Below are 23,895 nucleotides of genomic sequence, written 5' to 3'. Positions count from 1 at the left end.
GCTCATTCGCTTGCCACCGGTCCGGTCGCGTCGTTGTCCGCGACCGTGTAGAGCGGCGGCACGTCCCAGAACGGCCGCCACTGCGCATGGATGCCGAACCAGACTTCCCAGTTCTCGCGCTCCTGCGGCGATTCGGGGATCTGGCTGGCGATGGCGAGGGACAGGGGCCGGACCGGCGCGCGATGCGAGGCGAGCGGGATTGCCGAGAGCGGCGCGGCGGCCTCCAAAGCCAGGAGTGCCGCGACCTGCTCGCGACACCGTCGCCCCTGGCACGGGCCCATGCCGGCGCGGGTCAGGCGCTTGACCTGGTCGGGATTGGGAGGCCCCTCGCCCAAGAGCGCCGAGAGCGAGCGATCGTTGCGCCGCTCGGCCTGCCAGTCGAGATAGCGCGGCGGGCGGACCTCCAGGATCTCGCGCGCCGTGACGTCCTCGCACTGGCAGACGTGGAACTCGCCGCGCGCCTCGATGATCGAGGCCCGCACCCAGGCAAGCCGGTAGGCCGACAGATCGTAGGCCGGCTGTTCCGGTTGTACGCCCTCAGGCTCCGAGCCGCCGTCGCCCAGGCCGAGATCGAACAGGATCGCCGCGGCGGCGCGCCTGCCCTCCGCCTCGGCGATGCTCCTGTCGCGCGACTTGGCCGGCCATATGCCCGCGCAATCGCCGACGGCAAAGACGTTGCGCACGCTGGTGCGCTGGTCGGTGTCGACCACCGGCGCATAGCCGCCGCGTTCCGGCTGGAAGACGATCCGGCATCCGAGCGCGTCCAGCAGGTCGACCACCGGCGTGACGCCGACCCCGAGCACGACCCCGTCGCAAGCGATGCGGCGCTCTTCGCCGGCCGGGCGGCCGGCGGCGTCGAGGGCCGAGACGAGAACGGCCTCGACGCCGTCGCGACCGAGCGCCTCGCGCACGACATGACCGTTGAGGAATTCGCAGCCCTCCGCGCGCAGCGCCTCGACCAAGTCGGCCGCGCCGACAGGTTCGGCAGCCTGCTCGACCAAGGCGGCGACCTCTACACCGGCAGCGCGCAGCGCCAGCGCGGCCATCAGGGCCTCTGTCGAGGTTCCGAGCATTACAACGCTGCGCGCGGCCAACGCACCCTGCTTCGCGAGCGATACCGCCGCGGTCGCGCCCATCACGCCGGGCTTTTCCCAGCCGGGGAAGCCGAGCCCCATGTCGCGGCGGCCGGCCGCGACCACCACATGGTCGGCGCCGATCATCCAGCCGCGTTCCTCGTCGGTCAGGCCGGCGACAGTGCCGGGCAGCCACTGTACGCTCGACCCGTTCCCGTAAAGACCCCAGCAGGCGGTGCTGAGCCGCACGTCGACACCCGCCTCGAACGCGGCCTCGATCAACGGCTCGGAAGCGACGAACGCCTCCATCATGGCGTTGCGATTGCGCGCGGCACCCGACATGCCTTGCCCGTAGTGTAGCGGGACCTCCTCGCCCATGGTCTTGAAGGACACCGGATTCTCGTCGACGACGACCACGGAGAGGCCGCGCCGGGCCGCCTCGATGGCGGCGGCGAGGCCGGCTGGACCGGCGCCGATCACCAGAAGCGGGATGCGCTCCTCGACATGAAGGTTCTTGCCGGCCGTGGATTTCCTGTCGATCTGTGCTGTCTTGGCCATTGCGCGCCTCTGGATCATCTTTCCGACGTTACGACATATTCCGCGGCCATTCTCTCCAGGTCATGCCACAGGCTCTCGGCGAAGCTGCGCAGCGGCATGAGCTCGAAGCGGTCGGCGGCCGTGCGGGTGAGATGGGCTCCGACATGGCCGACAAGCGTGCTCGTGGCGTGGCCGACCTCGAACCGGGATAGGTCAATGCCCGTGCCCTTGGCGAGAGCCTGCTCCACAGCGTCGCCCTCGACAGCCATGCGGACACGGCCGTGACTCTGGTCCACGACCGAGAAGCCGTCAGGGAGCTCCAGCCGGGCCTGCGCGTCGCCGACGAGATACCACTGGCCCGGACCGTTCGGACGCAGCGACAGTCCGGCCCGTGCAGCGATCTCGGCGAGCGACGCGCCCCTCGCGGCCGGGCCGAACACCTGCAGGACGGTGCCTTCCGGCAGCGGCGTCAGCCTTACGCGGCCGGAGCCGAGCGGCTTCGCGGAAGCCAGCACGGGGCGGTGAATCAGTTCTATGTCAGACATGCAGCCGCTCGTTCGCCGGATCGAGGAAGACGGGATCGCAGAGCTTCCCACGGATCGTCTCGTTGCGCAGGCCGTTCCAGACCACGACCTCCTCGCCGTGCCGCTCGGGCCCGCGGATCACCAAAGCCAGGCCGATGGTCGACCCGACATGTGGCGACCATCCGGCCGAGGTGACGTAGCCCTGGTCGTTCTCCAGCGTAACGGCAGCCCCCTTCGACAGGATGTGCGACCCCGGCAGGAAGGACTGCGAGGGGTCGATCGGGACGACGCCCGTCAGGCGCGGCCGGTCCGGATCGGACAGGCCCTCGCGCGCCAGCATGGCCTTGCCGATGAAGTCGGGCTTGGTGGCCGACACCATCTTGCCAAGGCCGAGGTCGGCGGGAACCACGGTGCCGTTGATCTCGGCATGGGTGACGAAGCCCTTTTCGAGACGCAATACGCCCAGCGCCTCGACGCCGTAGGCGCAGATGCCGTGCCTCTCGCCGATCCTCATCAGGGCATCGGCGACGCTCTCGCCATAGCCGGCGGGGACGGCGAGTTCGTAAGCGCGCTCGCCGGAGAAGGAGATACGGAACAGCATACCCCGCAGGCGCCCCCCGAACAGCGACACCTCGCGCGCGGCTAGCAGACCGACTTTTTCGTCGCAGATGTCGTCGTCGACGATCTCCTCCAGGATCAGGCGCGATTTCGGCCCGGCGAGCGACATCTGTGCCCACTGGTCCGTGACGGAGGCCAGCCTCACATCGAGCTCGGGCCAGAGCGCCTGGGCGCAGAATTCCAGATGGTCCATGACGCCGGCGGCGTAGGCAGTCGTCGTGGTCATGAAGTAGCGGTTCTCGGCGAGGCGGCTGGTGGTGCCGTCGTCGTAGATCATCCCGTCCTCGCGAAGCATCAGCCCGTAGCGCGCCTTGCCGACGGGCAGCTTCTGGAATCCGTTGGAGTAGACGCGGTCGATGAAGGCCGTGGCGTCGCTGCCGGTGATCTCGATCTTGCCGAGCATCGAGACGTCGCAGAGGCCGGCATTCGCCCGCACGTTCAGGACCTCGCGGTCGACGCTCTGGCGCCAGCCTGTCTCGCCCGGACGCGGGAACCAGGAGGAGCGGTACCACAGGCCGGTCTCGACGAAGACTGCGCCATTCTTCTCGGCCCAGCCGTGCAGCGGCGACTTGCGGACCGGCTGGAAGTGCTTGCCGGTCGACGCGCCGGTGAGAGCGCCGAAGGAGACCGGCGTGTAGAACGGCCGGAATGTCGTCGTTCCAACCTCGGCCGGCGAGATGCCGCGCGCCTCGGCAAGCAGGCCGATGGCGTTGACGTTCGAGAGCTTGCCCTGGTCCGTCGCCATGCCGTTGGTCGTGTAGCGCTTGGCAAGCTCGACATGGCCGAACCCCTCCTGCGCGGCGAGCTTCAGGTCGCCGGCGTGCACGTCGTTCTGGAAGTCGACGAAGGCTTTTCCCCGCACGCCGGGGATCGACCAGAGAGGCCGCTCAGGGCGTGCCGAGACATCGCCCGTCACGGAGACCTCGATCGGCGCAGCCCGTCCGCCAAGCTCCTCGGCAACAGACATCGCCCGGGCCGAGCCCTGCAAGACGCACTCCGCGATACTCGCGGCACCCGCGGCTGAGCCGGCCAGAGTCAGGCCCGAAAGATCCTGCGGCGCGAGGAAAGCAGACTGTTCGTCGGACCAGACCGGTCTGCCTCCACGATGCAGCGCCAGGTGGATGATCGGGCTGAAGCCGCCGGCCATGGCCAGCGCGTCGACGGCGATCGTCTCCACCCTGACGGATGCGGCGACCGTGATGGACGACAGCGACCTGCCGCCCTTCGCCTCCGTCACATATGCGCCACGGATGACCCGCGCGGGTCCATCATAAGCAACGTCCGAGCGCGGCCGGCTGTCGACGATCACCGCAAGGGCCACACCGGCGCGGTCGAGATCGCGGGCCAGCGCATAGCCGCTGTCATTGGTGGTGAAGATCGCTGCCTTGCGGCCCGGCGCGACGCCGAAACGGTTGAGATAGGTCCGCATCGCGCTCGCCTGCATCACGCCCGGGATGTCGTTGCCGCCGAACAGCAGCGGCCGCTCCTCGGCGCCGGTCGCGAGGATCGCGCGCTTTGCGGCGATGCGCCAGAAGCGTTCGACGGGGCGGTTGGCGGCTGGAGCCGCGACATGCTTCTGCACGCGCTCCACCGCGCCGAAGACGTTGCTGTCGTACCAGCCGATGACGGTCGTGCGCGACAGAACCTGTACGTTCGGCAGGCTGCGCAGTTCCTCGACGCAGCGCGCCGCGAACTCGGGAGCCTGCATGCCGTCGACGGTCGCTGTTTCGGAGAGCAGCGCGCCGCCAAGCTCGGCATGCTCATCCGCCAGGACGATCCGTAGGCCCGCGCGCGCGGCCGTCAGCGCGGCGGCGAGGCCCGCCGGCCCGGATCCGACGACCAGCAGGTCGCAATGCGCCCAGGATTTCTCGTAACTGTCCGGATCGGCCTCGTAGGTCGCGCGACCGAGGCCAGCCGCCCGACGGATCAGCGGCTCGTAGAGCTTCTCCCAGAAGGCCGCCGGCCACATGAAGGTCTTGTAGTAGAAGCCGGCGCCGAGGAAGGGCGAAATGCGCCGTTGACGGCGCCGAGATCGAAGCCGAGCGAGGGCCAGCGGTTCTGGCTCGTCGCTTCGAGGCCGGCATAGAGCTCCTGCATCGTCGCGCGAGTGTTCGGCTCGATGCGGCCGCCGCTGCTGACTGTCACCAGCGCGTTCGGTTCGGCGGCGCCGGCGGTCAGGATGCCGCGCGGGCGGTGATACTTGAAGCTGCGGCCGACGAGGCGCTGGCCGTTGGCGAGCAGCGCGGAGGCAAGCGTGTCGCCGGTATGGCCGGAGAAGCCGCGGCCGTCGAAGGTGAAGGGAACGGAGACCGAGCGGTCGATGAGACCGCCTGTCGGCAGGCGCCAGGAGGTCATGCCGTCACCGCCGTCTTGTCGGCCGCATCGCGGCAGGCGGAAATCTCATGGCTCGCAGTGTCGCGCGTTACCACCAGCCAGCGCCGGCAGCCCGCGCTGTGATGCCAGTATTCGTCATAACGGCCGCGCGGATTGTCGCGCAGGAAGACATAGTCGAACCAGACAGCCTGCGACGCGCCGGCCTGCGGACGCGGCAGCGCGGCGCCCTTGATCGTGAACTCTTCCTTCGGGCGAACGCCGCAATGGGGACAGGGAACCAGACTTGCCATGGAATGCTCTAATGCAGGTTGGGCTGGGCGCCGAGGCCGCGTTCGTCGATCGCATAGCCGCGCTCGAACCGGTCGAGGCGCATCTGGGCTGCGGTGGGATGGGGCTCGCCGCGCGCCAGCAGATGCGCGAAGCAGAAGCCGGAGGCGGGCGTCGCCTTGAAGCCGCCGTAGCACCAGCCGGCGTTGAGGTAGAGATTGTCGATCGGCGTGCGGTCGATGATCGGCGACCCGTCCATCGACATGTCCATGATGCCGCCCCAGGAGCGAAGCACCCGAACCCGCGACAGGGCCGGAATCAGCGCGACGCCGGCCTCGGCGACATGCTCGACGGTCGCCAAGTTGCCGCGCTGTGCGTAGGAATTGTAGCCGTCGATATCGCCGCCGAAGACGAGGCCGCCCTTGTCCGACTGCGAGACGTAGAAGTGTCCCGCGCCGAAGATCACGACCGTATCGATGAACGGCTTCAGCCCCTCCGACACAAAGGCCTGAAGCACATGGCTCTCGACCGGCAGCTTGAGGTCGGCCATCGCGGCCACGCGTGAGGAGTTGCCCGCCGCCGCCAGCGCGAGCTTGTTGCAGCCGATGAAGCCCTTCGTCGTCTCGACGCCGACGACGCGGCCGTTTTCGCGACGGATGCCGGTCACCTCGCAGTTCTGGATGATGTCGACGCCGCGCGCATCGGCCGCTCGCGCGTAGCCCCAGGCGACGGCATCGTGACGCACCGTCCCGCCGCGCGGCTGCAGCAGTCCGCCCTGCACCGGGAAGCGGCCGTTGTCGAAATCCAGGTAGGGAAGCATCGCCCTGACCTGGTTCTTGTCGAGCAGTTCGGCATCGACGCCGTGCATGCGCATCGCATTGCCGCGGCGCAAATAGGCCGCGTACTGGCTGTCGTTGTGGCAGAGGTTGATGACGCCGCGTTGCGACACCATCGCATTGTAGTTCAGGTCCCGCTCCAGCCCTTCCCACAGCTTGAGCGACAGCTCGTAGAACGGGTTGTTGCCCGGCAGCAGGTAGTTCGAGCGGATGATGGTCGTGTTGCGGCCGACATTGCCGGAGCCGATATATCCCTTCTCCAGCACCGCGACATTGGTGATGCCGTGTTCCTTGGCGAGGTAATGCGCGGTGGCGAGGCCATGCCCGCCGCCCCCGACGATGATGATGTCGTAATGCGGCTTGGGCTCCGGAAAGCGCCAGGCGGACGTCCAGCCCGTGTTCCGGCGCAGGCCGTTGAGGAAGATCGAGAGGGCGGAGTAACGCATTACGCTGCTTTCGCAGTCGTGTCGTGCCGGACAGGATGCATATGGCGATCTGTGCTCGCGGCGTTCATTGCTGCCTCGCATCGAACAGGCACCAGACGGCGAGCAGCGGCCCCTCGGGCGGCGCCTCCATCGAATGGAGGATGTTCGGTTCGTTGTACAGCGAGCCGCCGATGCCGGGCGTGAACCATCCGCTTTCGCCATGGCGGAAGCGGCCGTCGGTGAGGAACAGATAGATCTCCTCCGGCGAATGGCGGTGGTCAGGATAGCGCACGCCTGGCGGGACCAGCGACAGGCCGACCCAGACGTCCTTCCGGTCCTCGACGCCGTTCGGGCCGACGACCATCGCGTTCGCTATCGCGTCGGGTCCCGACAGGTCCGCCTCGGCCTCGGAGCCGCCGCGGGCGCGCCAGAACAGGAACGGATCGAGTTGCCGCAACCTGTCCGCCAGTTCCGCCACCGCGCCTCCGGCCTCGCGTGCCGGTCCGATCGCGCCTTCGAGAAAGGCGGTCGCGGGAACGCGCGCGGGCGCGGGCGCCGACGACTCGACCGGATGCCGCAGCCTGTCGAACACCCGCTCCAGACACGCCTTCGTCTCCTCGCGGGGAGACGCCTCGTCGAAGCCGCGTTTCACGGCGTCGAGAAATGCCTGCAGGGGCTGCGGTCTCGGTTGGATGGCCATGTCTGGAATTCCTTCTTCACGCCTCGATCATCACCGAGTGGCCCGGGGACACTTCGCGGTAGCGGCGCACCGGCGGCACGTAGTCGGCCGGTCGGATCGGGCTGCGGATCTCGTCATTGGCGACGACGCGCTTGATCAGGCGACGCGCCGGATCCGGCACAGGGACGGCTTCAAGCAGGCGCTTCGTGTAGGGATGCTGCGGGTTGCCGAAGATCGCGGCGCGCGGGCCGATCTCGACGATCTCGCCGAGATACATCACCGCCACGCGGTGGCTGACCCGCTCCACCACCGCCATGTCGTGCGAGATGAACAGATAGGCGAGCCCCATCTGCGCCTGCAGTTCCAGCATCAGGTTGATGACCTGCGCCTTGACCGAGACGTCGAGCGCGGAAACCGCCTCATCGGCGACGATGAGCCGGGGCGTGACGGCGAGTGCGCGCGCGATGCAGATCCGCTGGCGCTGGCCGCCGGAAAACTCGTGCGGGAAGCGGCCCCCCCATGTCCGGCTCGAGCCCGACCTGCTTCAACAGGTGCCGGACGCGGTCGCCCGCCTCGCCGCGGCCGGCCAGGCCGTTGATCGCCAGCGGCTGCGCGATCGACGCGCCGACCGTCATGCGCGGGTTCAGGCTGGCGAAGGGATCCTGGAAGACCATCTGCATGTGCCGGCGCTGCTCGCGCAGTTCCGACGGCTGGAGCTGCAATATCTCCCTGCCCTGCAGCCGGACCGATCCGGACGTCGGTTCGGTCAGGCGAAGGACGGATCGGCCGGTCGTCGACTTGCCGCAGCCGGACTCGCCCACCAGCGCCAGTGTCTCGCCGGCGTTCAGCCGGAACGAGACGTTCTCGACGGCGTGCACCCGGCCACGGACCTTGCCCAGGATGCCCGAACGGATCTCGAAGCGGGTGGTAAGGCCGGATACGTCGAGGAGAGGTTGTTCGCTGTGGCTGACGGTGTCCGGCGTCTCGGCGGGCTGGTCGGAGAGACCCGTCGCGCGGTCGACGACGGGAAAGCGCAACGGCCGCGAGAAACCGGTCATGGAGCCGAGCTTGGGCACCGCCGACAGGAGCGCGCGCGTATAGGGATGGGCCGCGCTGCGGAAGATCGCCTCGGTGGCGTTCGCCTCGACCATCCGGCCGTCGTACATGACGACCGTGCGGTCCGCGATTTCGGCGACGACCCCCATGTCATGCGTGATGAACAGGACGGACATCCCCTCCTCGTCCTGAAGCTCCTTCAGGAGCGCCAGGATCTGGGCCTGGATCGTCACGTCCAGCGCCGTGGTTGGCTCGTCCGCGATGAGCATCTTCGGCCGGCAGGCGAGCGCCATGGCGATCATCACCCGCTGGCGCATGCCGCCGGAGAACTGATGCGGATATTCGCCGAAGCGGGACCTCGCTGCGGGGATGCGCACCCGTTCGAGCAGACGCAGCGCCTCGGCCTGTGCCTCGCTTCCCGAAAGCCGGCGGTGGGAGACCAGCGCTTCCGCGACCTGGGCGCCGATGGTGTGGACCGGATTGAGGCTGGTCATCGGCTCCTGGAAGATCATGGCGACGTCGTTGCCGCGGACCCGCCGCAGCGCCCGCTCGGGCAGCGTCAGCAGTTCGGTCCCGTTCAGCCTGATGCTGCCCTTGACGCGGCTCGAGCCGGGCGGTGTCAGCCCCATCACCGACAGCGCGGTGACGCTCTTGCCCGACCCCGACTCCCCGACCAGCGCGACGGTCTCCTTCGCGGCCACGTCGAACGAAACGTCCCGCACGACAGTGCGCCACCCGTCGTCGGTGCGAAAGGAAACGGAGAGTTCTTCGACGGATAGGATCGGCTGATCCATGACTTCCCTTTTTCCCGCGGGGACGAAATGTCGACCGGCTGCCGGGTCAAAGGCTAGGTCTGTCCCGGCATACATCGTCAGCAAATCTCGCAATCCCGAACCGCACGACGTCCTCGGCGGCGACATTCAATCGATGGCCGGTCCCGGTCGGAACGCCGGCGCCCCGCTCCAGGACGCCGGCAGTTTCAACTTCAGGCCCGCGACCATTCGTGGACGTTCCAGGCGGCGTCGGTGACATACTGGTTGACCTTGACGCCCTGCAGCGCCTTCACCGTCATGTTGCCCTGGACCACGCCGAACTGCGGCGCGAAGGGCACCTCCTCGAGCAGGATCTCCTGCACCTTGGCGTAGGTGGCCTTGCGCTCCTCGACGTTCTCCTGCGTCACACCGAGATCGAGGAGCTCGTCGACCTTGGGGTTCTTGTAGAGCGTGTAGTTCGCGCCGCTGCCGATCGCCTTGGAGTGGCAGCGGGCGGAGTAGTCTGGGTCCATGCCGACCGTCGGCTCCCAGGCCACCAGCAGCGTGTCGAACTGCGACTGGGTCGTGTATTCGCCCCAGACGACCGAGCCCGGCATGTTCTTGATCTCCATGTCCACGCCGATCTGCTTCCAGTTCTGCTGGAACAGCTGCTGGCTCGCCTGGCGGGAGGGAACGCCGGCCGTGGTGGAGCACGTGAACTTCATCTTCACGCCGTCCTTCTCGCGAATGCCGTCGGAGCCTATCCGCCAGCCGGCCTCGTCCAGCATCTTCGCCGCAAGCTGCGGGTTCGCCGTCTCGTCCTTCAGCGCGCCGTTGTACGCCCAGTGCGAAGGATGCAGGTAGGAGAGCGTGCGCGGTGTCGAGCCAAAATTGATGTCGTCGATCGACTTCTGCATCTCGCAGGCGATGTAGAGCGCCTTGCGGACCTTCGGATCGACGAACTGCGGCTTCTCGGTGTTGAAGTAGATGAACTGCACATAGGGCTGCGGGTTGAGCAGGAAGGTGCGGTCCTGCAACGTCTTGGCTTCTTCCCAGCGATCGTAGGGAATGCCGACCAGGCCGAAATAATCGATCTCGCCGGTCTTCATCTGGCCATAGGCGACCAACTGGTCGGGCACGAACTTGTGGATGAACTGCTTAATCTTGGGCGCGCCGCGATGGTAGTTCGGGTTGGCCTCGTAGACCATATGGCTACCGGCCGTGCGAGACTTGAGAAGATACGCGCCGGTGCCGATCGGCTGCGCGTTGAAGCCCGACGTGTTCATGTCGGCCTCACTAGACAGCAGATGATGCGGCACGATGTGCATCGCCTGCCAGGCCCAGTAGAACGGAACGTAGGATTTCTTCAGCACGATCTCGACCGTGTGGTCGTCTACGATCTTCAACGTATCGATCAGGTCGAAGCCGCTGCGCATGCGCGCCGCCACCTTTGGATTGACGATCGACTGATAGGTGAACTCTACGTCCTTGGCCGTGAAGGGTTGGCCGTCGCTCCAGGTGACGCCCTGCTTGAGATTGATCTTCCAGGTCTTGCCGTCGGGCGAGATGTCGCCGTTCTCGCGAGTCGGCAGGCGGGCGGCGAGGTTGGGGACGAAAGCGCCCGTGTCGTCGACGTCCCACAGGGCGTCGAACACCAGCGCCTCGACGATCGTGTCGGTGCCGCCGTTGGCGTAGAGGAGCGGGTTGAACTGCACCGGCTCCTGCGTCGTCGCGAAGATGACGCGGTCGGGGTTGGACTGGGCGATTGCAGGTCTGTAGAGCCCGCCGACCGGCAGGATGAGGCCGGTGGCGGCGGCTCCCTTGATCAGCGTGCGGCGATTCACTGTGAGTTTAGTCGACATTCTTGTTCTCCCTCTTTTTTGGACCGATGTTGAACTTACGGGTCTATCTTCAGACGGGCGTCGAAGGCGTCTCGCAGGCCGTCACCGAGAAAGTTGAAACTCATCACGGTGAGGGTGATCAGGACGCCCGGCAGGATCGCCAGGAACGGCACGGTGTCGAAGTAGCCCTGGGCGTTGGTGAGCATGTTGCCCCAGCTCGCCAGGGGCGGCTGGACGCCGTAGCCGAGAAAGCTGATGTAGGATTCCATCAGCACCGCCGTCGCGACCTTGAGGGTGGCGGCGACCAGGACCGGCGCGACGATGTTGGGCAGCAGTTCGACGATCATGATGCGCCAGTTCGAGGCGCCGAAGCCGCGCGAGGCCTGGACGAAATCCATCTCCTTGATGGTGGAGACCTGCGCCCTCACGATCCGGGAGACCTCCATCCACGAGGTCAGACCGATGATCAGCGAAATCGACAGGATGGTTGGCGGCACGAAGGCCGCGATGACCAGAAGCAGGAACACCTGCGGAAAGCACAGCAGCGTGTCGACGAGCCGCATCAGCAGGTTGTCGACGACGCCGCCATAGTATCCGGCGGCGAGCCCGACGAGTGTGCCGGTCACCATCGTCGTCAGCATCGCCACGATGCCGACGATTAGCGAGACCTGTCCGCCATAGAGCAGCCGGCTCAGCGTGTCGCGCCCGAGATCGTCGGTGCCGAGCGGAAACTCCCACGATGCGAATGGCGGAATGAAGCGCCGCGCGGTCTCGATCTGCAGCGGATCGTGCGGCGCGAGGAATTGCGCGAAGGCCGCCGAGAAGCAGAGCAGGAAAACAACCACCGCGCCGGCGACGGCCATGCGGTGGCTGACGAACCGCCGCAGGATCATCCGGCCGTAAGAGCGGCTCTTCTGGCGGGGCGCGATCGCGATGTCGGTCATGCCGCCCTCCCCGTCACGCCAGTTTCACGCGCGGATCGATCAGCGCGATGAAGATGTCGGCGAGCAGGTTTCCGACGATGACGAGCAGGGCCGTGAAAATGACCATGCCCATCAGGATCGAGTATTCCTTCATGTTGAGCGCATCGACGAACAGCCGTCCCATCCCCGGCCAACCGAAGATGGTCTCCGCGACCAGCGCGCCCGAAAAGAGCGTCGGCAACTGGACGCCGAGAAGGGCGATCAGCGGGATAACCGCGTTCGGAAAGGCGTGCCGCGCGAGCACGCGTCCGCCGCTCAGGCCCTTCGATTTTGCTGTGCGGATGTAGTCCTGCTGGATGACCTCCAGGAAGCTCGATCTCGCATAGCGGCTCCATGTGGCAACGAGCACGAGGGTCAGCACCATCAGGGGGAGGACGAGGTGCCGCAGGAGATCGAGCACATTGCCCTCCTCCCCGAGCGAATACATGCCGCCGGACGGCAGCCAGCGCAGTTCGATGGCGAAGATGTAGATCGCCATCAGCCCGAACCAGAAGGTCGGGAAGGACAAGGCCAGCATCGCTCCCGTCGTGGCCAGATAGTCGAAGACCGAATAGCGCCGGACGGCACCGAGCACGCCGAGCAGGGTGCCGATGATCATCGCGAGCGCGAGCGACGTGCCCATCAGCAGGAACGTCGCAGGCAGCCGCTCGACGATGACCTCCAGCACGGGGCGGCCGCCGAACAGGGTGTATCCCCAGGAGCCCGAAAGCATGGATTTGGCCCAGCCGAGATACTGCACGTAGAGCGGCTGATCGAGCCCGAGTGCGACCCGCAGGCGCTCGATGTCGGCCGCCGTGATGGTGGCGTTCAGCGTATAGACCGCCAGCGGCCCGCCAGGGGCCATGTGCATGATGCCGAAGCTGATGATGGAGACGCCGATCACGAGGGGGATCGAGTGCAAGATCCGCCGCAGGATGTAACCGAGCAGGTCACCGCGCACTGTCATGCTCCTTTCCGAGGACCGACTGCTGCTTCGAAAAATGCCGCATGCCGCCGCATGCGGATCGCATCGGATCTCATCAGCATCATGCCCCATTGGATTGGTTCATTAGATGAACCTTATATTTATCTAGCGACACGATCTATGGTCTCCACATCATGCCTGAGATCAGTCTTCCACCGGTTTTGCGCCTTGTCCATTGCGAAAATGCCGCCAAAGCCCCGTTTCGAAGAAAAAAGAAGTGTGGGTTCATCTAATGAACCAATTGGGCTGATGACACCTGCCAGTTGTTCAAGTATGTGAATCGAAGGCTTGGCGCGGGCTAAGAAGCGGCATCATCAACGGCGCCAATTCGGGTGAGTGCGGCGTCCCGCCGGCGGCGGACAAAAGCGATGGTAGGGGGGTGGAATGGTGGGGGACGGAACTGCGCGCAAGCCGGTCTACAAGGCGGTGTCCGCCTCGCTGAAGGTCCTCCAGGTGCTGGAAGCGCTGAACGACATCGGGCCGGCGGGCCTGACCGCCGTCCACAAGCGCGCGAAGCTGCCAAAGGCCACCACGTTGCGGATGCTCGAGACGCTGTGCTCGGCTGGGTATGCCAGCTACGATCCCGCCGGGAAGGTGTTCGCGGTCGGCCTGCATGCATTGGCGCTCAGCCAGGGCTACAACGCGGTCGACGAAATCGTCACCATTGCGCGTCCCGTGATCGCCGACCTGCGACTCGACCTCGGCTGGCCGTCAGACATCGTCGTCTGCGACAATGACCGCCTCGTCATCGCCGACACCAACACCCGGCAGGCCCAGTTTTCCGTCGTCCGGGCCGGCGGCGCGGGCTCACAGCTTCCGTTCAGCATTTCGGCGACCGGGCGGGCATGGCTTGCCTTCTGCCCCGACGACATGCGCGAGCGTATCCTGCGGTTCGACAATCCCCATCCGCAGGAGTCGCGCGACCTGCTCGCGCATCCCGAGCGGCTGGCGGCGATCATCTCCGAGACACGGCGCCGCGGCTATGGATTACAGTCCGGCGAGTTCTTCGACAGCGAGGCGGGCGCGGGCGTGCCGATCATCGTCAATGGCGCGCTGCGGTGCTGCATCAACATCGTCACCGCACGCAACGCCGTGTCGCTCGAACAGATCGAGCGGCAATACGTACCGAAGCTGCAAAGGGCGGCGGAGGCGATCGCCGCCAGAGCGGCGCTCGGCCGCCCCTGACGGCCAACGCTCCCGCCTGGCCGCTCAGCCCATCCGCTCGGAGGCGTAGGAGCCCGGCGAGGCGGGGAAGACCACGGTCTTGTCGCCGTTCAGGAAGACGCGGCGATGGATGTGGGCATGGATCGCCCTGGCGAGCACCTGGCTTTCCACGTCGCGCCCGAGGCTGACATAGTCGTCGACGCTCTGCGCATGCGTGACCCGGATGATGTCCTGGTCGATGATCGGACCCTCGTCGAGATCGGCGGTGACGTAATGCGACGTCGCCCCGATCAGCTTCACGCCGCGCGCGAAGGCCTGCTTGTAGGGGTTCGCGCCCTTGAAGGAGGGCAGGAAGGAATGGTGGATGTTGATGATCCGCCCAGACATCTTCCGGCACATGTCGTCCGAGAGCACCTGCATATAGCGCGCCAGCACGATCAGCTCGGCGCCGCTCTCCTCGACGATGCGCATCTGGTCGGCCTCGGCGCGGGCCTTGTTGTCCTTGGTGACCTTGATGCAGTGGAACGGAATGTCGTGGTTCACCACGACCTTCTGGTAGTCCATGTGGTTGGAGATCACCGCGACGATGTCGATCGGCAGCGCCCCGATCCGCCAGCGATACAACAGGTCGTTCAGGCAGTGGCCGAAGCGCGAGACCATGATGACGACCTTCGTCTTCTCGCCCTCGTCGTGGAACGCGTGAACCATGTCGAAGGCAGCCGCTGCGGATGCGAAGCCCGCGCGCAATTCATCGATGTCGCGGCCTTCCTCGCTGACGAAGCTGACGCGCATGAAGAAGCGGCCGGTCTCCCGATCGTCGAACTGCGAGCTGTCGGTGATGTTGCAACCGTTCTCGGCGAGAAACCCTGCGATGGCGGCGACGATGCCGCGACGGGACTGGCAGGTGACGGTGAGTGTGTAGGTCTTCATGATGCTCTCTTGTCAGCAAAACAGGCGGCCGGCGAGCTTCGACGCGACACGCCATGTCTCAAATCGAAAGCCGGTGCGGCGATCATCCCATCCCGGTTCGAAGCGGCACATCTCATGTCAGCAAAGGCGCGGCGTGCCAATCCACATCCGGCCTGCCCGCGCGGCAAAACTCACCACGACAGGCGGACGGCATCGCGCCCAGGAGCCGGAACGGCGTCCGCTTCGGTAAGCTCGAGGGAGAGCTGACGGAGATTGGCCGTGTGCGGATGCGAGACCTTGCCGGTTCGCAGATCCTCGGCGGTCACGGTCTCGACGATTTCGCCATGCTGCATGACGGCGATGCGCTGGCACAGGTGGGTGACGACGGCAAGGTTGTGGCCGACCATGAAGTAGGTGAGCCCCCGCGCCTGGCGCAGGTCGCCGATCAGGTTGAGAACCTCCGCCTGGACCGAGACGTCGAGCGCGGAGGTCGGCTCGTCGAGCAGCAGCACCTCCGGTTCCGAGATCAGGGCGCGCGCGATGGCGACACGCTGGCGCTGGCCGCCCGACAGCTGATGCGGATAGCGGAAGCGGATCGACGCCGGCAGCGACACTTCGTCGAGGCCGCGCCTGACGCGAAGATCGATGTCCTGGAACCCATGCACGAGCAGCGGCTCGCTGAGGATGCGGTCTATCGTCTGGCGCGGGTGAAGCGAGCCGTAGGGATCCTGGAACACCATCTGGACCCGGCGGAAGAAATCCTTCGACCGCATGCGGCGCCAGATCCTTGCCGGCGACGCGCAGGCGTCCGGTCCAGGCCGCATTGAGGCCGGCCAGCGCCCGCAGGACCGTCGACTTGCCCGAACCGCTTTCGCCGACAAGGCCGAAGCAGGCCCCTTTCTCGACGCCGAACGACACGGCCTTGACCGCCTCGATGTGGGCGAAGCGGACTGTAAGGCCTTCGGCCTCGATCATCAGGCCAGCCATGACGGGTCCCTTTTCATTACCCTCAGCCTCGCGCTCGGATGCGTGAGGGATGGCAGGCATTCGAGGAGGCCGCGCGTGTAGGGATGCCGGGCCTGCTTCAACTCCGAAGCGCGCAATTCCTCGACGATGCGGCCCGAATACATGACCAGCACCCTGTCGCAGAAATGCGAGACGAGAGGCAGGTCGTGGCTGATCAGCACGAGCCCCATGCCGCGGCGCGACACAAGATCCTCGATCAGCCGCATGATCTCGGCCTGTACCGACGCGTCCAGCGCCGAGGTCGGCTCGTCCGCGATCAGCAGTTCGGGATCGGGCGCGAGCATCATCGCGATCATCACGCGCTGGCCCATTCCGCCGGACAGTTCGTGCGGGTAGGAGCCTGCCACGCGCTTCGGGTCGCGTATCTGGACTTGGGCCAGCAGATCGACCGCGGCTTCGAGTGCCGCCTTCCCGCTGCCGCCGCGATGCGCCCGCCACGCCTCGGCGATCTGGCTTCCCGCCGTCATGACCGGATTCAGCGAATATTTCGGGTCCTGCATGATGAACCCTGCCCGCTTCCCCCGAATGCGCCGCATCGCCGCCTCATTGGCACCGAGCACGTCGATGCCGTCGAAGGCGAGACGGTCGGCGGAGAGCCTCGCCTGCTTCGGCAGCAGCTTCAGGATCGAGCGCGCGGTCAGCGACTTGCCCGAGCCGCTCTCGCCGACGATGCCCAGCTTCTCCTGGCCGATGGTCAGCGACACGCCACGCACCGCCTCGACCATGCCCTGCGGGGCGGGAAAGCTGACGCGAAGGTTCTGCATCTCCAGGAGCATGGTCTATTCCTGCTTCGGGTCGAGAACGTCGCGCAGGCCGTCGCCCAGGAGGTTGAACGCCAGCGAGGCGACCAGGATGGCGAGGCCGGGAATAGTTGGCACCCACCACTGGTCGAGGATGAAGCCGCTGGTCGTGGCGATCATCGTGCCCCATTCCGGCATCGGCGGCTGCGCGCCCATGCCGAGGAAGCCGAGGCCGGCGGCGGTCATGATGATGCCGCTGATGTCGAGGGCCATGCGAACCACCATCGAGGGCACGCACAAGGGCACGATGTGGCGCAGGACGATGCGACCGGAGGATGCGCCGGTCAGCTTGACGGCGCTGATGTAGTCGGAGCGGCGGATCGTCAGCGTCTCGGAGCGTGCCAGGCGTGCGAAGGGTGGCCAAGCGGTCAGCGCGATCGCAATCACCGCGCTGGTGACGCCAGGACGCAGCGCTGCGACGAAGGCGAGCGCCAGCACCAGCCGCGGAAAGGCCAGGAAGATGTCGGTGATACGCATCAGGATGCGGTCGGTCAGCCCGCCCGCATAGCCGGCGATCGTGCCGATGGCGAGACCGACCGGCGCGACCAGCACGACGACGGCGACCACCATGCCCAGCGTCACCCGCGCGCCGTAGAGCACGCGGCTGTAGAGGTCGCGCCCGAGCTCGTCCGTGCCCAGCCAGTTCTGCGCGGACGGACGCTGTAGGCGGTTGGCGAGGTCGATCACCGCGGGGTCATGCGTGGCAAGCAGCGGAGCGGCAAGAGCGGCGAGTATGAGCAGGACGACCGTGACCAGCCCAGTCATCGCCAACGTGTTGCGGCGAAAATGCAGCCAGCGTCGGTATGCCCTGCCCCAGGCCGCCTGCCGTCGTGAATCCGGCGTGTCACTCAGCAGCCAGGAGCGCAGAGGAAGCTTCTCTCGGGGCGCGGCGGGAAGAGCGTTGACCATGCCGGGCCTCAATCGACGCGGGGATCGAGCAGGCGCTGGGCGAGATCGGCCAGCAGGTTCAGGCAGACATAGATGACGCCGATCACCAGCGTCGCGCCAAGCACGGCGTTCATGTCGGCATTGAGCAGCGACCGCGTCAGATAGAGCCCCAGCCCCGGCCGCGAGAACACGGTCTCGGTCAGGACAGCCCCTTCAAGAAGTCCGGCATAGATCACCGCGATGACCGTCACCAAGCGGCCGGCGATGTTGCCCAGCCCGTGCCGCCACAGGATGCGCCCCTCCGACAGGCCCTTGGCCCGGGCGGTAGTGATATATTCGCCGGACAGCGCGTCGAGCATGAAGGCGCGCGTCATGCGGGTGATGATCGACATGGTGATGTAGGCGAGCAGCAGTGCCGGCATGGCGAGGTGGGCGAGCGCGTCCCAGAACGCGTCCCACTGCCCGTCGAGCGCGGAGTCGAGCACGATCATCCCGGTCCGGAACGGCACCATACCCTGGAAGATCACGTCCTGCTGGCCTGTGCCGGGTGCTATTCCGAGCTTCACGTAGAAGACGAGGAGGCAGATCAACGCCAGCACGAAGACCGGCAGCGACTGGCCGAGGAGGCTAATCACGCGGACGATGTTGTCGAAAATGGAGTCCTGGCGCGCCGCCGCCATGATGCCGAGCGGCACGCCGACCAGAAGCGCGATCACCATCGCGGCCGTTGCCAGTTCGATGGTCGAGGGGAAGAACTGCACGATGTCCACGGTCACCGGCTGGCCCGTCATCACCGACCTGCCGAGATCGCCCTGGAGCAGGTTCTTCAGGTAGATCCAGAACTGGACGATCAGCGGCTCGTCGAGCCCCAGCTCCAGCCGCAGCTTCTCCACGACCTCGGCCGGCGCCTTGTCGCCGACGATCGCGACCACCGGGTCGATCGGCATGGTCCGGCCGATCAGGAAGGTGAGCAGCACCAGTCCGAACAGGGTGACGAGAACACCCAGCAGGTTGGACATCGCACCGCGCACCTGGGCCGCCACGTGGCCCAGGTTCGTGGCGCTCGAAGGCGGTTGCGCCAAGTCCGCGTCACTCATGACTTGGTGATGCCGGCGAACCTGTTGAGATAGGCGAGACCACCGAGATGAAGACCGGGAGCTTCCTTCCGATGCATCACGATGTCCCTCTTCTGGAGCAGCCAGGACACTGGCGCGCGGGCCATGAAGTCGCGCTGCAGGCTGTCGTACATCTCGTCGCGTTTCGCCTGGTCGAACTCCTTGCCGGCCGCATCCGCCCTTTCGGACAGGTCGGCATCGACGAAGTGGTTTCTCCAGGCCTGCGACTTCAGCTTGCTGTCGTCGGAATCATCCGTGTTGATGCAGAAGGCGCGCGCATTGTAGTCCGGATCGTAGAGATTGGTCGCCCAGTAGATCAAGACGAGCTCGTGCTGGCGCGCGCGGTATTTGGTGATGACCTGGCCGGTCTCGGCCGCGATCAGCTCGGCCTTGACGCCGATCTGGGCCAGGTCCGCCTGGATCGCCTGGGCGACATCAGACCAAGGCCATGACGAGAAATGGTCGAGCGTCACCGCGAAGCCGTCGGGATACCCGGCTTCGGCCAGCAATGCCTTCGCTTTCGCCGTGTCCTTGTGGAACGTGCTCGGCACCGCGCCGCGTACGTTTCTCGGCAGGAAGGAGGCCTGCCAGACGTCCCAGATCCCGGGGGTGATGTTCTTGGCGATCGCCTCGCAGTCCACCGCCCATTTGATCGCTTCGAGCACCTTCGGGTTCTTGAATGGCTCGAATGCCATGTTCATGCACAGGTTCATCTGCGCGGTGGTGTCGCCGCTGAGTTCGACGAGGTCCGGATTGCTCCGCGCGGTCTGGATCTGGTCGGAGCCAAGGTCGCGGGCGATGTCGATGTCGCCCTTCTGGAGAAGCAGGAGCTGGGTCGCGGGCTCCGCGACGTGGCGGATGACGAGGCGCGGCACGGCGGGCAGCACTTCCGCGTTTGGATTGGCCTCGAGGATGATCCGCTCGCTCGCCTTCCACTCGACCAGGCGGTAGGAGCCAGCGCCAGCCGAATGCGTCTTCAGCCATTCGTTGCCGAGGTCGCCGTTCTTCTCGTTTGCGAGGACCGTCGCCTTCTCGACCACGCAGCCGCGCGGCGAGGCGAGCGTGTTGAGCACGGTGCCGTGCGCCCTGACCTCGGGAAGCTTGTGCACCACGGTCCGCTCGTCGGCCGCCTGGACGATCGTGTCCATGGCGTCGAGCGTCCAGCCAAGCTGCGCGAAATCGGCGGCGGGATACTTGTTGAGCTGCATCAGGCGGCGCAGGCTGAACACCACGTCCTCGGCGGTGACCGGCTTGCCGCTCTCGAAGAGGACGCCCGGCTTGAGCTTGAAGGTGATCGTCATGCCGTCGGGCGAGATTTCCCAGCTCTCGGCGAGATCGCCGACATATTTGGTTGAATCGGCCGGATCGAGCGTGACCAGCATGCGGTAGACATTGCTGGTGATCTCGTAGTCGGTGCCGACATAGGCCTCGGCCGGGTCGAAGCCGTTGACGACGTCGCCGATGGACTTCGCCATGACGACGATGTTCTTCGGCGTCGCGGCGGCTGCCAGCCTGACGAAGCCCGGCGCGACCGCCAGCGCCGCGGCGCTGGCGAGCAAGGAACGGCGAGTAATCATGGTCATTCCCCTTTCTGTCTCTTTTCGCAACTCACTGGAAAAGTTCGCTGTTCTTGCGACAGCTTTGTCGATCCGTCTGTCCGTCGCCGCAGTCCGCCCTCTCGCCGAAGGCGGCTCAACGCCGCTTTGACTGCACCGCCTTCCCGGCGGCTACTTGCAGGTGAACCCTCCATCGATCGGTAACTCGATGCCGGTGACGAAACCGGCATCGTCGGAGGCGAGCCAGAGCACGGCGTGCGCGACCTCGTCGGCCCGCACCAGGCGCCCGAGCGGCACGCCGGAAACATATCTGTCCTCCGCCGCCTTCGCGGCCTCCGCGGAGACGCCGCGGCCGGTGAAGCCGATCTTCATCGGCGTCTCGGCGAGGCCTGGGCAGACGACGTTGACCCGCACCTTGTCGGGCGCGAAGGTCTGCGCCAGCGACTTGGTCAGGCCGACCACCGCGAACTTGCAGCTCGAATAGACGGGCGACCACATCGAGCCGACCATGCCGGACACCGACGCGGTGAAGATGATCGATCCGCCGCCGCGCTTGCGCATGTGAGAGATCACCTCGCCGGCGCCCAGCGTGGCGGACTGGACGTTGAGCGCGAAGGCCTGCTGGTACTCCGCGACGTCGAGCCCCTCGATGCCGCCGGGGCCGGGAATGCCGGCATGGGCCCAGAGGATATCGACGCCGCCCAGCTTCGCCGCCGCCGCATGGATGCTGTCGCGCGCGCCCTGCGCCTGCGACAGGTCCGCCTGCACGGTATGGAGGCGCCCGCCCGAGGGATCGAGCTCGGCCTGCAGCGCCGCGAGCGCATCGGGATTGATGTCGACGGCGCAGACGGAGGCGCCTTCGCGGAGGAAGAGCTCGACGCCGGCCCGGCCCATGCCGGATGCAGCCGCGGTGATGATTGCGAGCTTGTTGGCCAGACGCATGTTTCTCATTCTCCTCCCTGCTGTCCTTTCGGCATCACTGCGCGTAGGCGTCCGGAAACTGGCCCGTCGTGCTGATGACGGTCGCGCGCGTGTCCAGATAGGGGTCGAGCGCCTCGATGCCGTTCTCGCGCCCCCAGCCGCTGGCCCTGAATCCGCCATAGGGGATGCTCCAGCGCAGGTAGCGATAGGTATTCACCCAGACGACGCCGGCGCGGATCTTGGCGGCAGCGCGATGCGCGCGGCCGACATCGCGGGTCCACAGGCCGGCGGTCAGCCCGTAGCTGGTGTCGTTGGCCAGCGCGACCGCCTCGTCCTCGCCGTCGAAGGGGATGAGTGCCGCGACCGGACCGAAGATCTCCTCGCGGGCGATGCGCATGTCGTTGGCGACATCGGCGAAGACCGTCGGCTCGACGAAATAGCCGTCCTTAAGACCGTCGCGGGCGATGCGGCCGCCGCCGGAAACCAGCCTCGCGCCTTCGTCGCGGCCGTAGCCGATATAGGAGAGCGTCTTGTCGAGCTGCTGCCGGCTCGCCTGCGGCCCCATATGGGTCGCGTCGTCGAGCGGCCTGCCGACGCGCACCCTGGCGGCGCGGCGAGCGAACTCCTCCACGACCCGGTCGTAGACGGGACGCTCGACGAGCACGCGCGAGCCCAGCGCGCAGCTTTGTCCGCACAGCGCCCAGGCAGAGCCCGTCGCGGCATTGAGTGCCTGGTCGAGGTCGGCGTCGGCAAAGAGGATGTGCGGCGCCTTGCCGCCGAGCTCGAAGGTGAAGCGCTTCAGCGTGTCCGCGCCGCGCTTGAGGATTTCGCGCGCCGTGGCGCCCTCGCCGGTGAAGGTGATCTTGTCGACGCCGGGATGTGTGACCAGATGGTCGCCCGCGCCGTCGCGGCCGTAGCCCGGCACGACGTTGACGACGCCCGCCGGGAAGCCGGCCTCCTCGAACAGGCGCGCCAGCTCCAGCGAACTGACCGGCGTCAGCTCGGCCGGCTTGAGCACGACCGTGCAGCCTGCGGCGAGCGCCGGGCCGAGTTTCCAGCATGCCGCCATCAACGGCACGTTCCACGGCGTGATCGCACCCACGACGCCGAGCGGCACGCGCGTGGTGAAGGCATGTACGCTGTCGTCCAGCGGGATGGTCCGGCCGCCCTGCTTGTCGCACAGCGAAGCGAACCAGTGATAGGAATTGTGATGGCCGCCGACGTCGACGCGCGACTCGCGCAGCGCCCGGCCATTGTCGCGGGACTCGACGATCGCGAGTTCCGGCGCGTGCGTCTGGTAGAGGTCGGCGAAGCGCCGCATCAGCGCGGCGCGCTCATGGCCGGGCATGCGGCCCCATGGCCCCTCGAAGGCGGCGCGGGCCGCTGCCACGGCGCGGTCGATGTCCTTCTTGCCGCCATAGGCCACTATCGCCCAGGGGCGGCCTGTCGAGGGGTCGATGCTTTCCAGCAGCCCGCCGTCCTCCGGCGCGACCCATTCGCCGCCGATGAACAGCTTCTCGTAGCGCGCGAGCGTTTCGCGCGGGCCGCTGCCGGGATGAAGCAATGCGCCGTCTGCGTTCACGTGATCCTCCCGGCAAATGCCTATTTGTGAATTCGTAGATCACTATCAGGAATTATGTCAATCGCGCTTCGATGCTGTTTTTCCGTCTGGTTTCTCATTTTCGAGGATTCTATAATGATTACATTACGTTAAACACGGCCTGGTTCTGAACTCGGGAAGGCATGGCGTCCATAAGTCTGACTTGCCGGATTCATCTGGTTGAATTATAGCCAAACCCATGCGCCAATGGCAGGCCGTGCGGCCGCGCCGAGACGGGGGAGAGTGCCCATGCATGTCAGGCAGGCGGCCAATGTGGTCGAGCTACTGGAATTCTTCGCCAAGCACGGCGAGCCCGCGACGCTCGCCGAGATCGCCGACGGTCTCAACTGGCCGCGCTCCAGCACGTTCAACCTCGTCGGCACGCTGGTGGAGAAGGGCTATTTCTACGAACCCCGGCTGCGCGGCGGCTATTTCCCAAGCCCGCGCTGGCAGACGGTCGTGCAGGTGATCGGCGAGAAGGACCCGCTTCCGGGCGCACTGCTGGACCTGGTCGACAAGATCTCGGCCCGTACCGGCGAGACGACGGCGATCGGCTGCGCGTCCGGCCTTTCCGTGGTGTTCCTCTACGTGCGGGAATCACAGCAGCCGATCCGCTATTTCGCGGAGGTGGGGACGCGGGTTCCGATCCATGCCAGTTCGGCCGGCCGGGCGATCCTGGCGCAGATGAAGCCGAAGGAGCGCGAGCAGCTCTACCGCAAGCTGGTCTTCGAGAAGTATTCCGATACCACGCCGATGGGGATCGAGCGGATCGAGGCCGAACTGCGCGCCTTTGCCGATCGCGGCTACCACCAGAGCAATTCCGAATACATTCCCGACCTCGCCGGCGTCTCGCTGCCGATCGCCTTCGATGCAAAGCGCCTCTCGATCGTTGCGGCCGGGCCGGTCTCCCGGTGCCTCGAGCGCAGGCCGGAAATCGCGCGGATCATGGCTTCGGTCATCCGCGAGGCGGGGTTCGCGGCGCCCGGCACGCTCGCCGACAGGCTGGATGCGAACGGCTAGAGGCGAT

Annotated in this window: 20 protein-coding genes and 2 pseudogenes; 3 read left to right on the top strand and 19 right to left on the bottom strand. The window is 66.5% G+C overall.

Annotation, left to right across the window (positions count from 1 at the left end; all coding sequences use genetic code 11):
• Positions 1-2: 2 nt before the first annotated feature.
• The 11 genes and pseudogenes from LRS09_RS17670 to LRS09_RS17625 form a co-directional block, all read right to left on the bottom strand.
• On the bottom strand, positions 3-1,631 hold the full coding sequence (locus LRS09_RS17670; protein ID WP_257808174.1) for an NAD(P)/FAD-dependent oxidoreductase: 1,629 nt from the start codon (positions 1,629-1,631) through the stop codon (positions 3-5).
• A 14-nt stretch (positions 1,632-1,645) separates the two neighbouring features.
• Positions 1,646-2,155 (bottom strand): sarcosine oxidase subunit gamma, encoded by a 510-nt coding sequence (locus tag LRS09_RS17665; protein WP_257808172.1) that lies wholly within the window; start codon positions 2,153-2,155, stop codon positions 1,646-1,648.
• Entirely contained in the window at positions 2,148-4,721 is a 2,574-nt protein-coding gene (locus LRS09_RS17660; RefSeq protein ID WP_374684855.1) for a sarcosine oxidase subunit alpha family protein, read from the bottom strand. The genes LRS09_RS17665 and LRS09_RS17660 overlap by 8 nt, the downstream gene beginning before the upstream one ends.
• The gene (locus tag LRS09_RS30375; RefSeq protein ID WP_374684854.1) at positions 4,679-5,107 is read right to left on the bottom strand and encodes a 2Fe-2S iron-sulfur cluster-binding protein; all 429 of its coding nucleotides are present in this window, start codon (positions 5,105-5,107) and stop codon (positions 4,679-4,681) included. Before LRS09_RS30375 ends, LRS09_RS17660 begins: the two co-directional genes overlap by 43 nt.
• Entirely contained in the window at positions 5,104-5,376 is a 273-nt protein-coding gene (locus LRS09_RS17655) for a sarcosine oxidase subunit delta (protein WP_257808170.1), read from the bottom strand. The genes LRS09_RS30375 and LRS09_RS17655 overlap by 4 nt, the downstream gene beginning before the upstream one ends.
• Before the next feature lie 8 nt (positions 5,377-5,384).
• Entirely contained in the window at positions 5,385-6,635 is a 1,251-nt protein-coding gene (locus tag LRS09_RS17650; protein ID WP_257808167.1) for a sarcosine oxidase subunit beta family protein, read from the bottom strand.
• Between the two features lie 64 nt (positions 6,636-6,699).
• Positions 6,700-7,314: a dimethylsulfoniopropionate lyase gene (locus tag LRS09_RS17645; protein ID WP_257808165.1), complete on the bottom strand. Its 615-nt coding sequence runs from the start codon at positions 7,312-7,314 to the stop codon at positions 6,700-6,702.
• Positions 7,315-7,330: 16 nt separating this feature from the next.
• Positions 7,331-9,143 (bottom strand): annotated as a pseudogene (locus tag LRS09_RS17640) (ABC transporter ATP-binding protein).
• A gap of 191 nt (positions 9,144-9,334) precedes the next feature.
• A complete protein-coding gene (locus LRS09_RS17635; protein WP_257808163.1) occupies positions 9,335-10,963 on the bottom strand; it encodes a peptide ABC transporter substrate-binding protein in 1,629 nt (542 codons plus the stop codon).
• A 35-nt stretch (positions 10,964-10,998) separates the two neighbouring features.
• Complete coding sequence (locus tag LRS09_RS17630) at positions 10,999-11,886, bottom strand: ABC transporter permease (protein WP_257808161.1); 888 nt, start codon at positions 11,884-11,886, stop codon at positions 10,999-11,001.
• Positions 11,887-11,899: 13 nt separating this feature from the next.
• Positions 11,900-12,871 carry an ABC transporter permease gene (locus LRS09_RS17625; RefSeq protein WP_374684853.1) on the bottom strand — a complete coding sequence of 324 codons (972 nt, stop codon included), beginning with the start codon at positions 12,869-12,871 and terminating at the stop codon, positions 11,900-11,902.
• A gap of 402 nt (positions 12,872-13,273) precedes the next feature.
• On the opposite strand from LRS09_RS17625, the gene LRS09_RS17620 reads away from it, so the two are divergent.
• Positions 13,274-14,074 carry an IclR family transcriptional regulator C-terminal domain-containing protein gene (locus LRS09_RS17620; protein WP_257808160.1) on the top strand — a complete coding sequence of 267 codons (801 nt, stop codon included), beginning with the start codon at positions 13,274-13,276 and terminating at the stop codon, positions 14,072-14,074.
• Positions 14,075-14,098: 24 nt separating this feature from the next.
• Here LRS09_RS17620 and purU read toward each other — a convergent pair whose 3' ends face one another.
• The 6 genes and pseudogenes from purU to LRS09_RS17590 all read right to left on the bottom strand — a co-directional run bounded on the left by purU (position 14,099) and on the right by LRS09_RS17590 (position 20,266).
• A complete protein-coding gene (purU, locus tag LRS09_RS17615) occupies positions 14,099-14,983 on the bottom strand; it encodes a formyltetrahydrofolate deformylase (protein ID WP_257808159.1) in 885 nt (294 codons plus the stop codon).
• Between the two features lie 170 nt (positions 14,984-15,153).
• Positions 15,154-15,937 (bottom strand): annotated as a pseudogene (locus LRS09_RS17610) (ABC transporter ATP-binding protein).
• Positions 15,937-16,764 carry an ABC transporter ATP-binding protein gene (locus tag LRS09_RS17605; protein WP_257808157.1) on the bottom strand — a complete coding sequence of 276 codons (828 nt, stop codon included), beginning with the start codon at positions 16,762-16,764 and terminating at the stop codon, positions 15,937-15,939. Before LRS09_RS17605 ends, LRS09_RS17610 begins: the two are co-directional and overlap by 1 nt.
• Before the next feature lie 3 nt (positions 16,765-16,767).
• The gene (locus LRS09_RS17600; RefSeq protein WP_257808150.1) at positions 16,768-17,697 is read right to left on the bottom strand and encodes an ABC transporter permease; all 930 of its coding nucleotides are present in this window, start codon (positions 17,695-17,697) and stop codon (positions 16,768-16,770) included.
• An 8-nt stretch (positions 17,698-17,705) separates the two neighbouring features.
• The gene (locus tag LRS09_RS17595) at positions 17,706-18,695 is read right to left on the bottom strand and encodes an ABC transporter permease (protein WP_257810230.1); all 990 of its coding nucleotides are present in this window, start codon (positions 18,693-18,695) and stop codon (positions 17,706-17,708) included.
• A gap of 74 nt (positions 18,696-18,769) precedes the next feature.
• A complete protein-coding gene (locus LRS09_RS17590) occupies positions 18,770-20,266 on the bottom strand; it encodes an ABC transporter substrate-binding protein (RefSeq protein ID WP_257808148.1) in 1,497 nt (498 codons plus the stop codon).
• On the opposite strand from LRS09_RS17590, the gene LRS09_RS17585 reads away from it, so the two are divergent.
• Positions 20,265-20,498 (top strand): hypothetical protein, encoded by a 234-nt coding sequence (locus LRS09_RS17585; protein ID WP_257808146.1) that lies wholly within the window; start codon positions 20,265-20,267, stop codon positions 20,496-20,498. The genes LRS09_RS17590 and LRS09_RS17585 overlap by 2 nt on opposite strands.
• Positions 20,499-20,518: 20 nt before the next feature.
• On the opposite strand, the gene LRS09_RS17580 is transcribed toward LRS09_RS17585, so the two are convergent.
• Both LRS09_RS17580 and LRS09_RS17575 read right to left on the bottom strand, forming a co-directional pair.
• A complete protein-coding gene (locus LRS09_RS17580; RefSeq protein ID WP_257808143.1) occupies positions 20,519-21,289 on the bottom strand; it encodes an SDR family NAD(P)-dependent oxidoreductase in 771 nt (256 codons plus the stop codon).
• A 34-nt stretch (positions 21,290-21,323) separates the two neighbouring features.
• Positions 21,324-22,850 (bottom strand): aldehyde dehydrogenase, encoded by a 1,527-nt coding sequence (locus LRS09_RS17575; protein WP_257808141.1) that lies wholly within the window; start codon positions 22,848-22,850, stop codon positions 21,324-21,326.
• Between the two features lie 267 nt (positions 22,851-23,117).
• Between LRS09_RS17575 and LRS09_RS17570 the strand changes: the two genes are divergently transcribed.
• Complete coding sequence (locus LRS09_RS17570; RefSeq protein ID WP_257808139.1) at positions 23,118-23,888, top strand: IclR family transcriptional regulator; 771 nt, start codon at positions 23,118-23,120, stop codon at positions 23,886-23,888.
• Positions 23,889-23,895 lie beyond the last annotated feature (7 nt).

This window comes from Mesorhizobium sp. J428, assembly GCF_024699925.1.
In the GTDB taxonomy this organism is placed as follows: domain Bacteria; phylum Pseudomonadota; class Alphaproteobacteria; order Rhizobiales; family Rhizobiaceae; genus Mesorhizobium_A.
This window is presented reverse-complemented; position numbering and strand designations above follow the sequence as displayed.

What these genes read in the sequence shown, in the direction of transcription:
- LRS09_RS17670 (WP_257808174.1), bottom strand. Translation starts at nt 1,631, where the DNA reads ATGGCCAAGACAGCACAGATCGACAGGAAATCCACGGCCGGCAAGAAC.
- LRS09_RS17665 (WP_257808172.1), bottom strand. Translation starts at nt 2,155, where the DNA reads ATGTCTGACATAGAACTGATTCACCGCCCCGTGCTGGCTTCCGCGAAG.
- LRS09_RS17660 (WP_374684855.1), bottom strand. Translation starts at nt 4,721, where the DNA reads ATGTGGCCGGCGGCCTTCTGGGAGAAGCTCTACGAGCCGCTGATCCGT.
- LRS09_RS30375 (WP_374684854.1), bottom strand. Translation starts at nt 5,107, where the DNA reads ATGACCTCCTGGCGCCTGCCGACAGGCGGTCTCATCGACCGCTCGGTC.
- LRS09_RS17655 (WP_257808170.1), bottom strand. Translation starts at nt 5,376, where the DNA reads ATGGCAAGTCTGGTTCCCTGTCCCCATTGCGGCGTTCGCCCGAAGGAA.
- LRS09_RS17650 (WP_257808167.1), bottom strand. Translation starts at nt 6,635, where the DNA reads ATGCGTTACTCCGCCCTCTCGATCTTCCTCAACGGCCTGCGCCGGAAC.
- LRS09_RS17645 (WP_257808165.1), bottom strand. Translation starts at nt 7,314, where the DNA reads ATGGCCATCCAACCGAGACCGCAGCCCCTGCAGGCATTTCTCGACGCC.
- LRS09_RS17635 (WP_257808163.1), bottom strand. Translation starts at nt 10,963, where the DNA reads ATGTCGACTAAACTCACAGTGAATCGCCGCACGCTGATCAAGGGAGCC.
- LRS09_RS17630 (WP_257808161.1), bottom strand. Translation starts at nt 11,886, where the DNA reads ATGACCGACATCGCGATCGCGCCCCGCCAGAAGAGCCGCTCTTACGGC.
- LRS09_RS17625 (WP_374684853.1), bottom strand. Translation starts at nt 12,871, where the DNA reads ATGACAGTGCGCGGTGACCTGCTCGGTTACATCCTGCGGCGGATCTTG.
- LRS09_RS17620 (WP_257808160.1), top strand. Translation starts at nt 13,274, where the DNA reads ATGGTGGGGGACGGAACTGCGCGCAAGCCGGTCTACAAGGCGGTGTCC.
- purU (WP_257808159.1), bottom strand. Translation starts at nt 14,983, where the DNA reads ATGAAGACCTACACACTCACCGTCACCTGCCAGTCCCGTCGCGGCATC.
- LRS09_RS17605 (WP_257808157.1), bottom strand. Translation starts at nt 16,764, where the DNA reads ATGCTCCTGGAGATGCAGAACCTTCGCGTCAGCTTTCCCGCCCCGCAG.
- LRS09_RS17600 (WP_257808150.1), bottom strand. Translation starts at nt 17,697, where the DNA reads ATGGTCAACGCTCTTCCCGCCGCGCCCCGAGAGAAGCTTCCTCTGCGC.
- LRS09_RS17595 (WP_257810230.1), bottom strand. Translation starts at nt 18,695, where the DNA reads ATGTCCAACCTGCTGGGTGTTCTCGTCACCCTGTTCGGACTGGTGCTG.
- LRS09_RS17585 (WP_257808146.1), top strand. Translation starts at nt 20,265, where the DNA reads ATGACGACGATGTTCTTCGGCGTCGCGGCGGCTGCCAGCCTGACGAAG.
- LRS09_RS17590 (WP_257808148.1), bottom strand. Translation starts at nt 20,266, where the DNA reads ATGGCGAAGTCCATCGGCGACGTCGTCAACGGCTTCGACCCGGCCGAG.
- LRS09_RS17580 (WP_257808143.1), bottom strand. Translation starts at nt 21,289, where the DNA reads ATGCGTCTGGCCAACAAGCTCGCAATCATCACCGCGGCTGCATCCGGC.
- LRS09_RS17570 (WP_257808139.1), top strand. Translation starts at nt 23,118, where the DNA reads ATGCATGTCAGGCAGGCGGCCAATGTGGTCGAGCTACTGGAATTCTTC.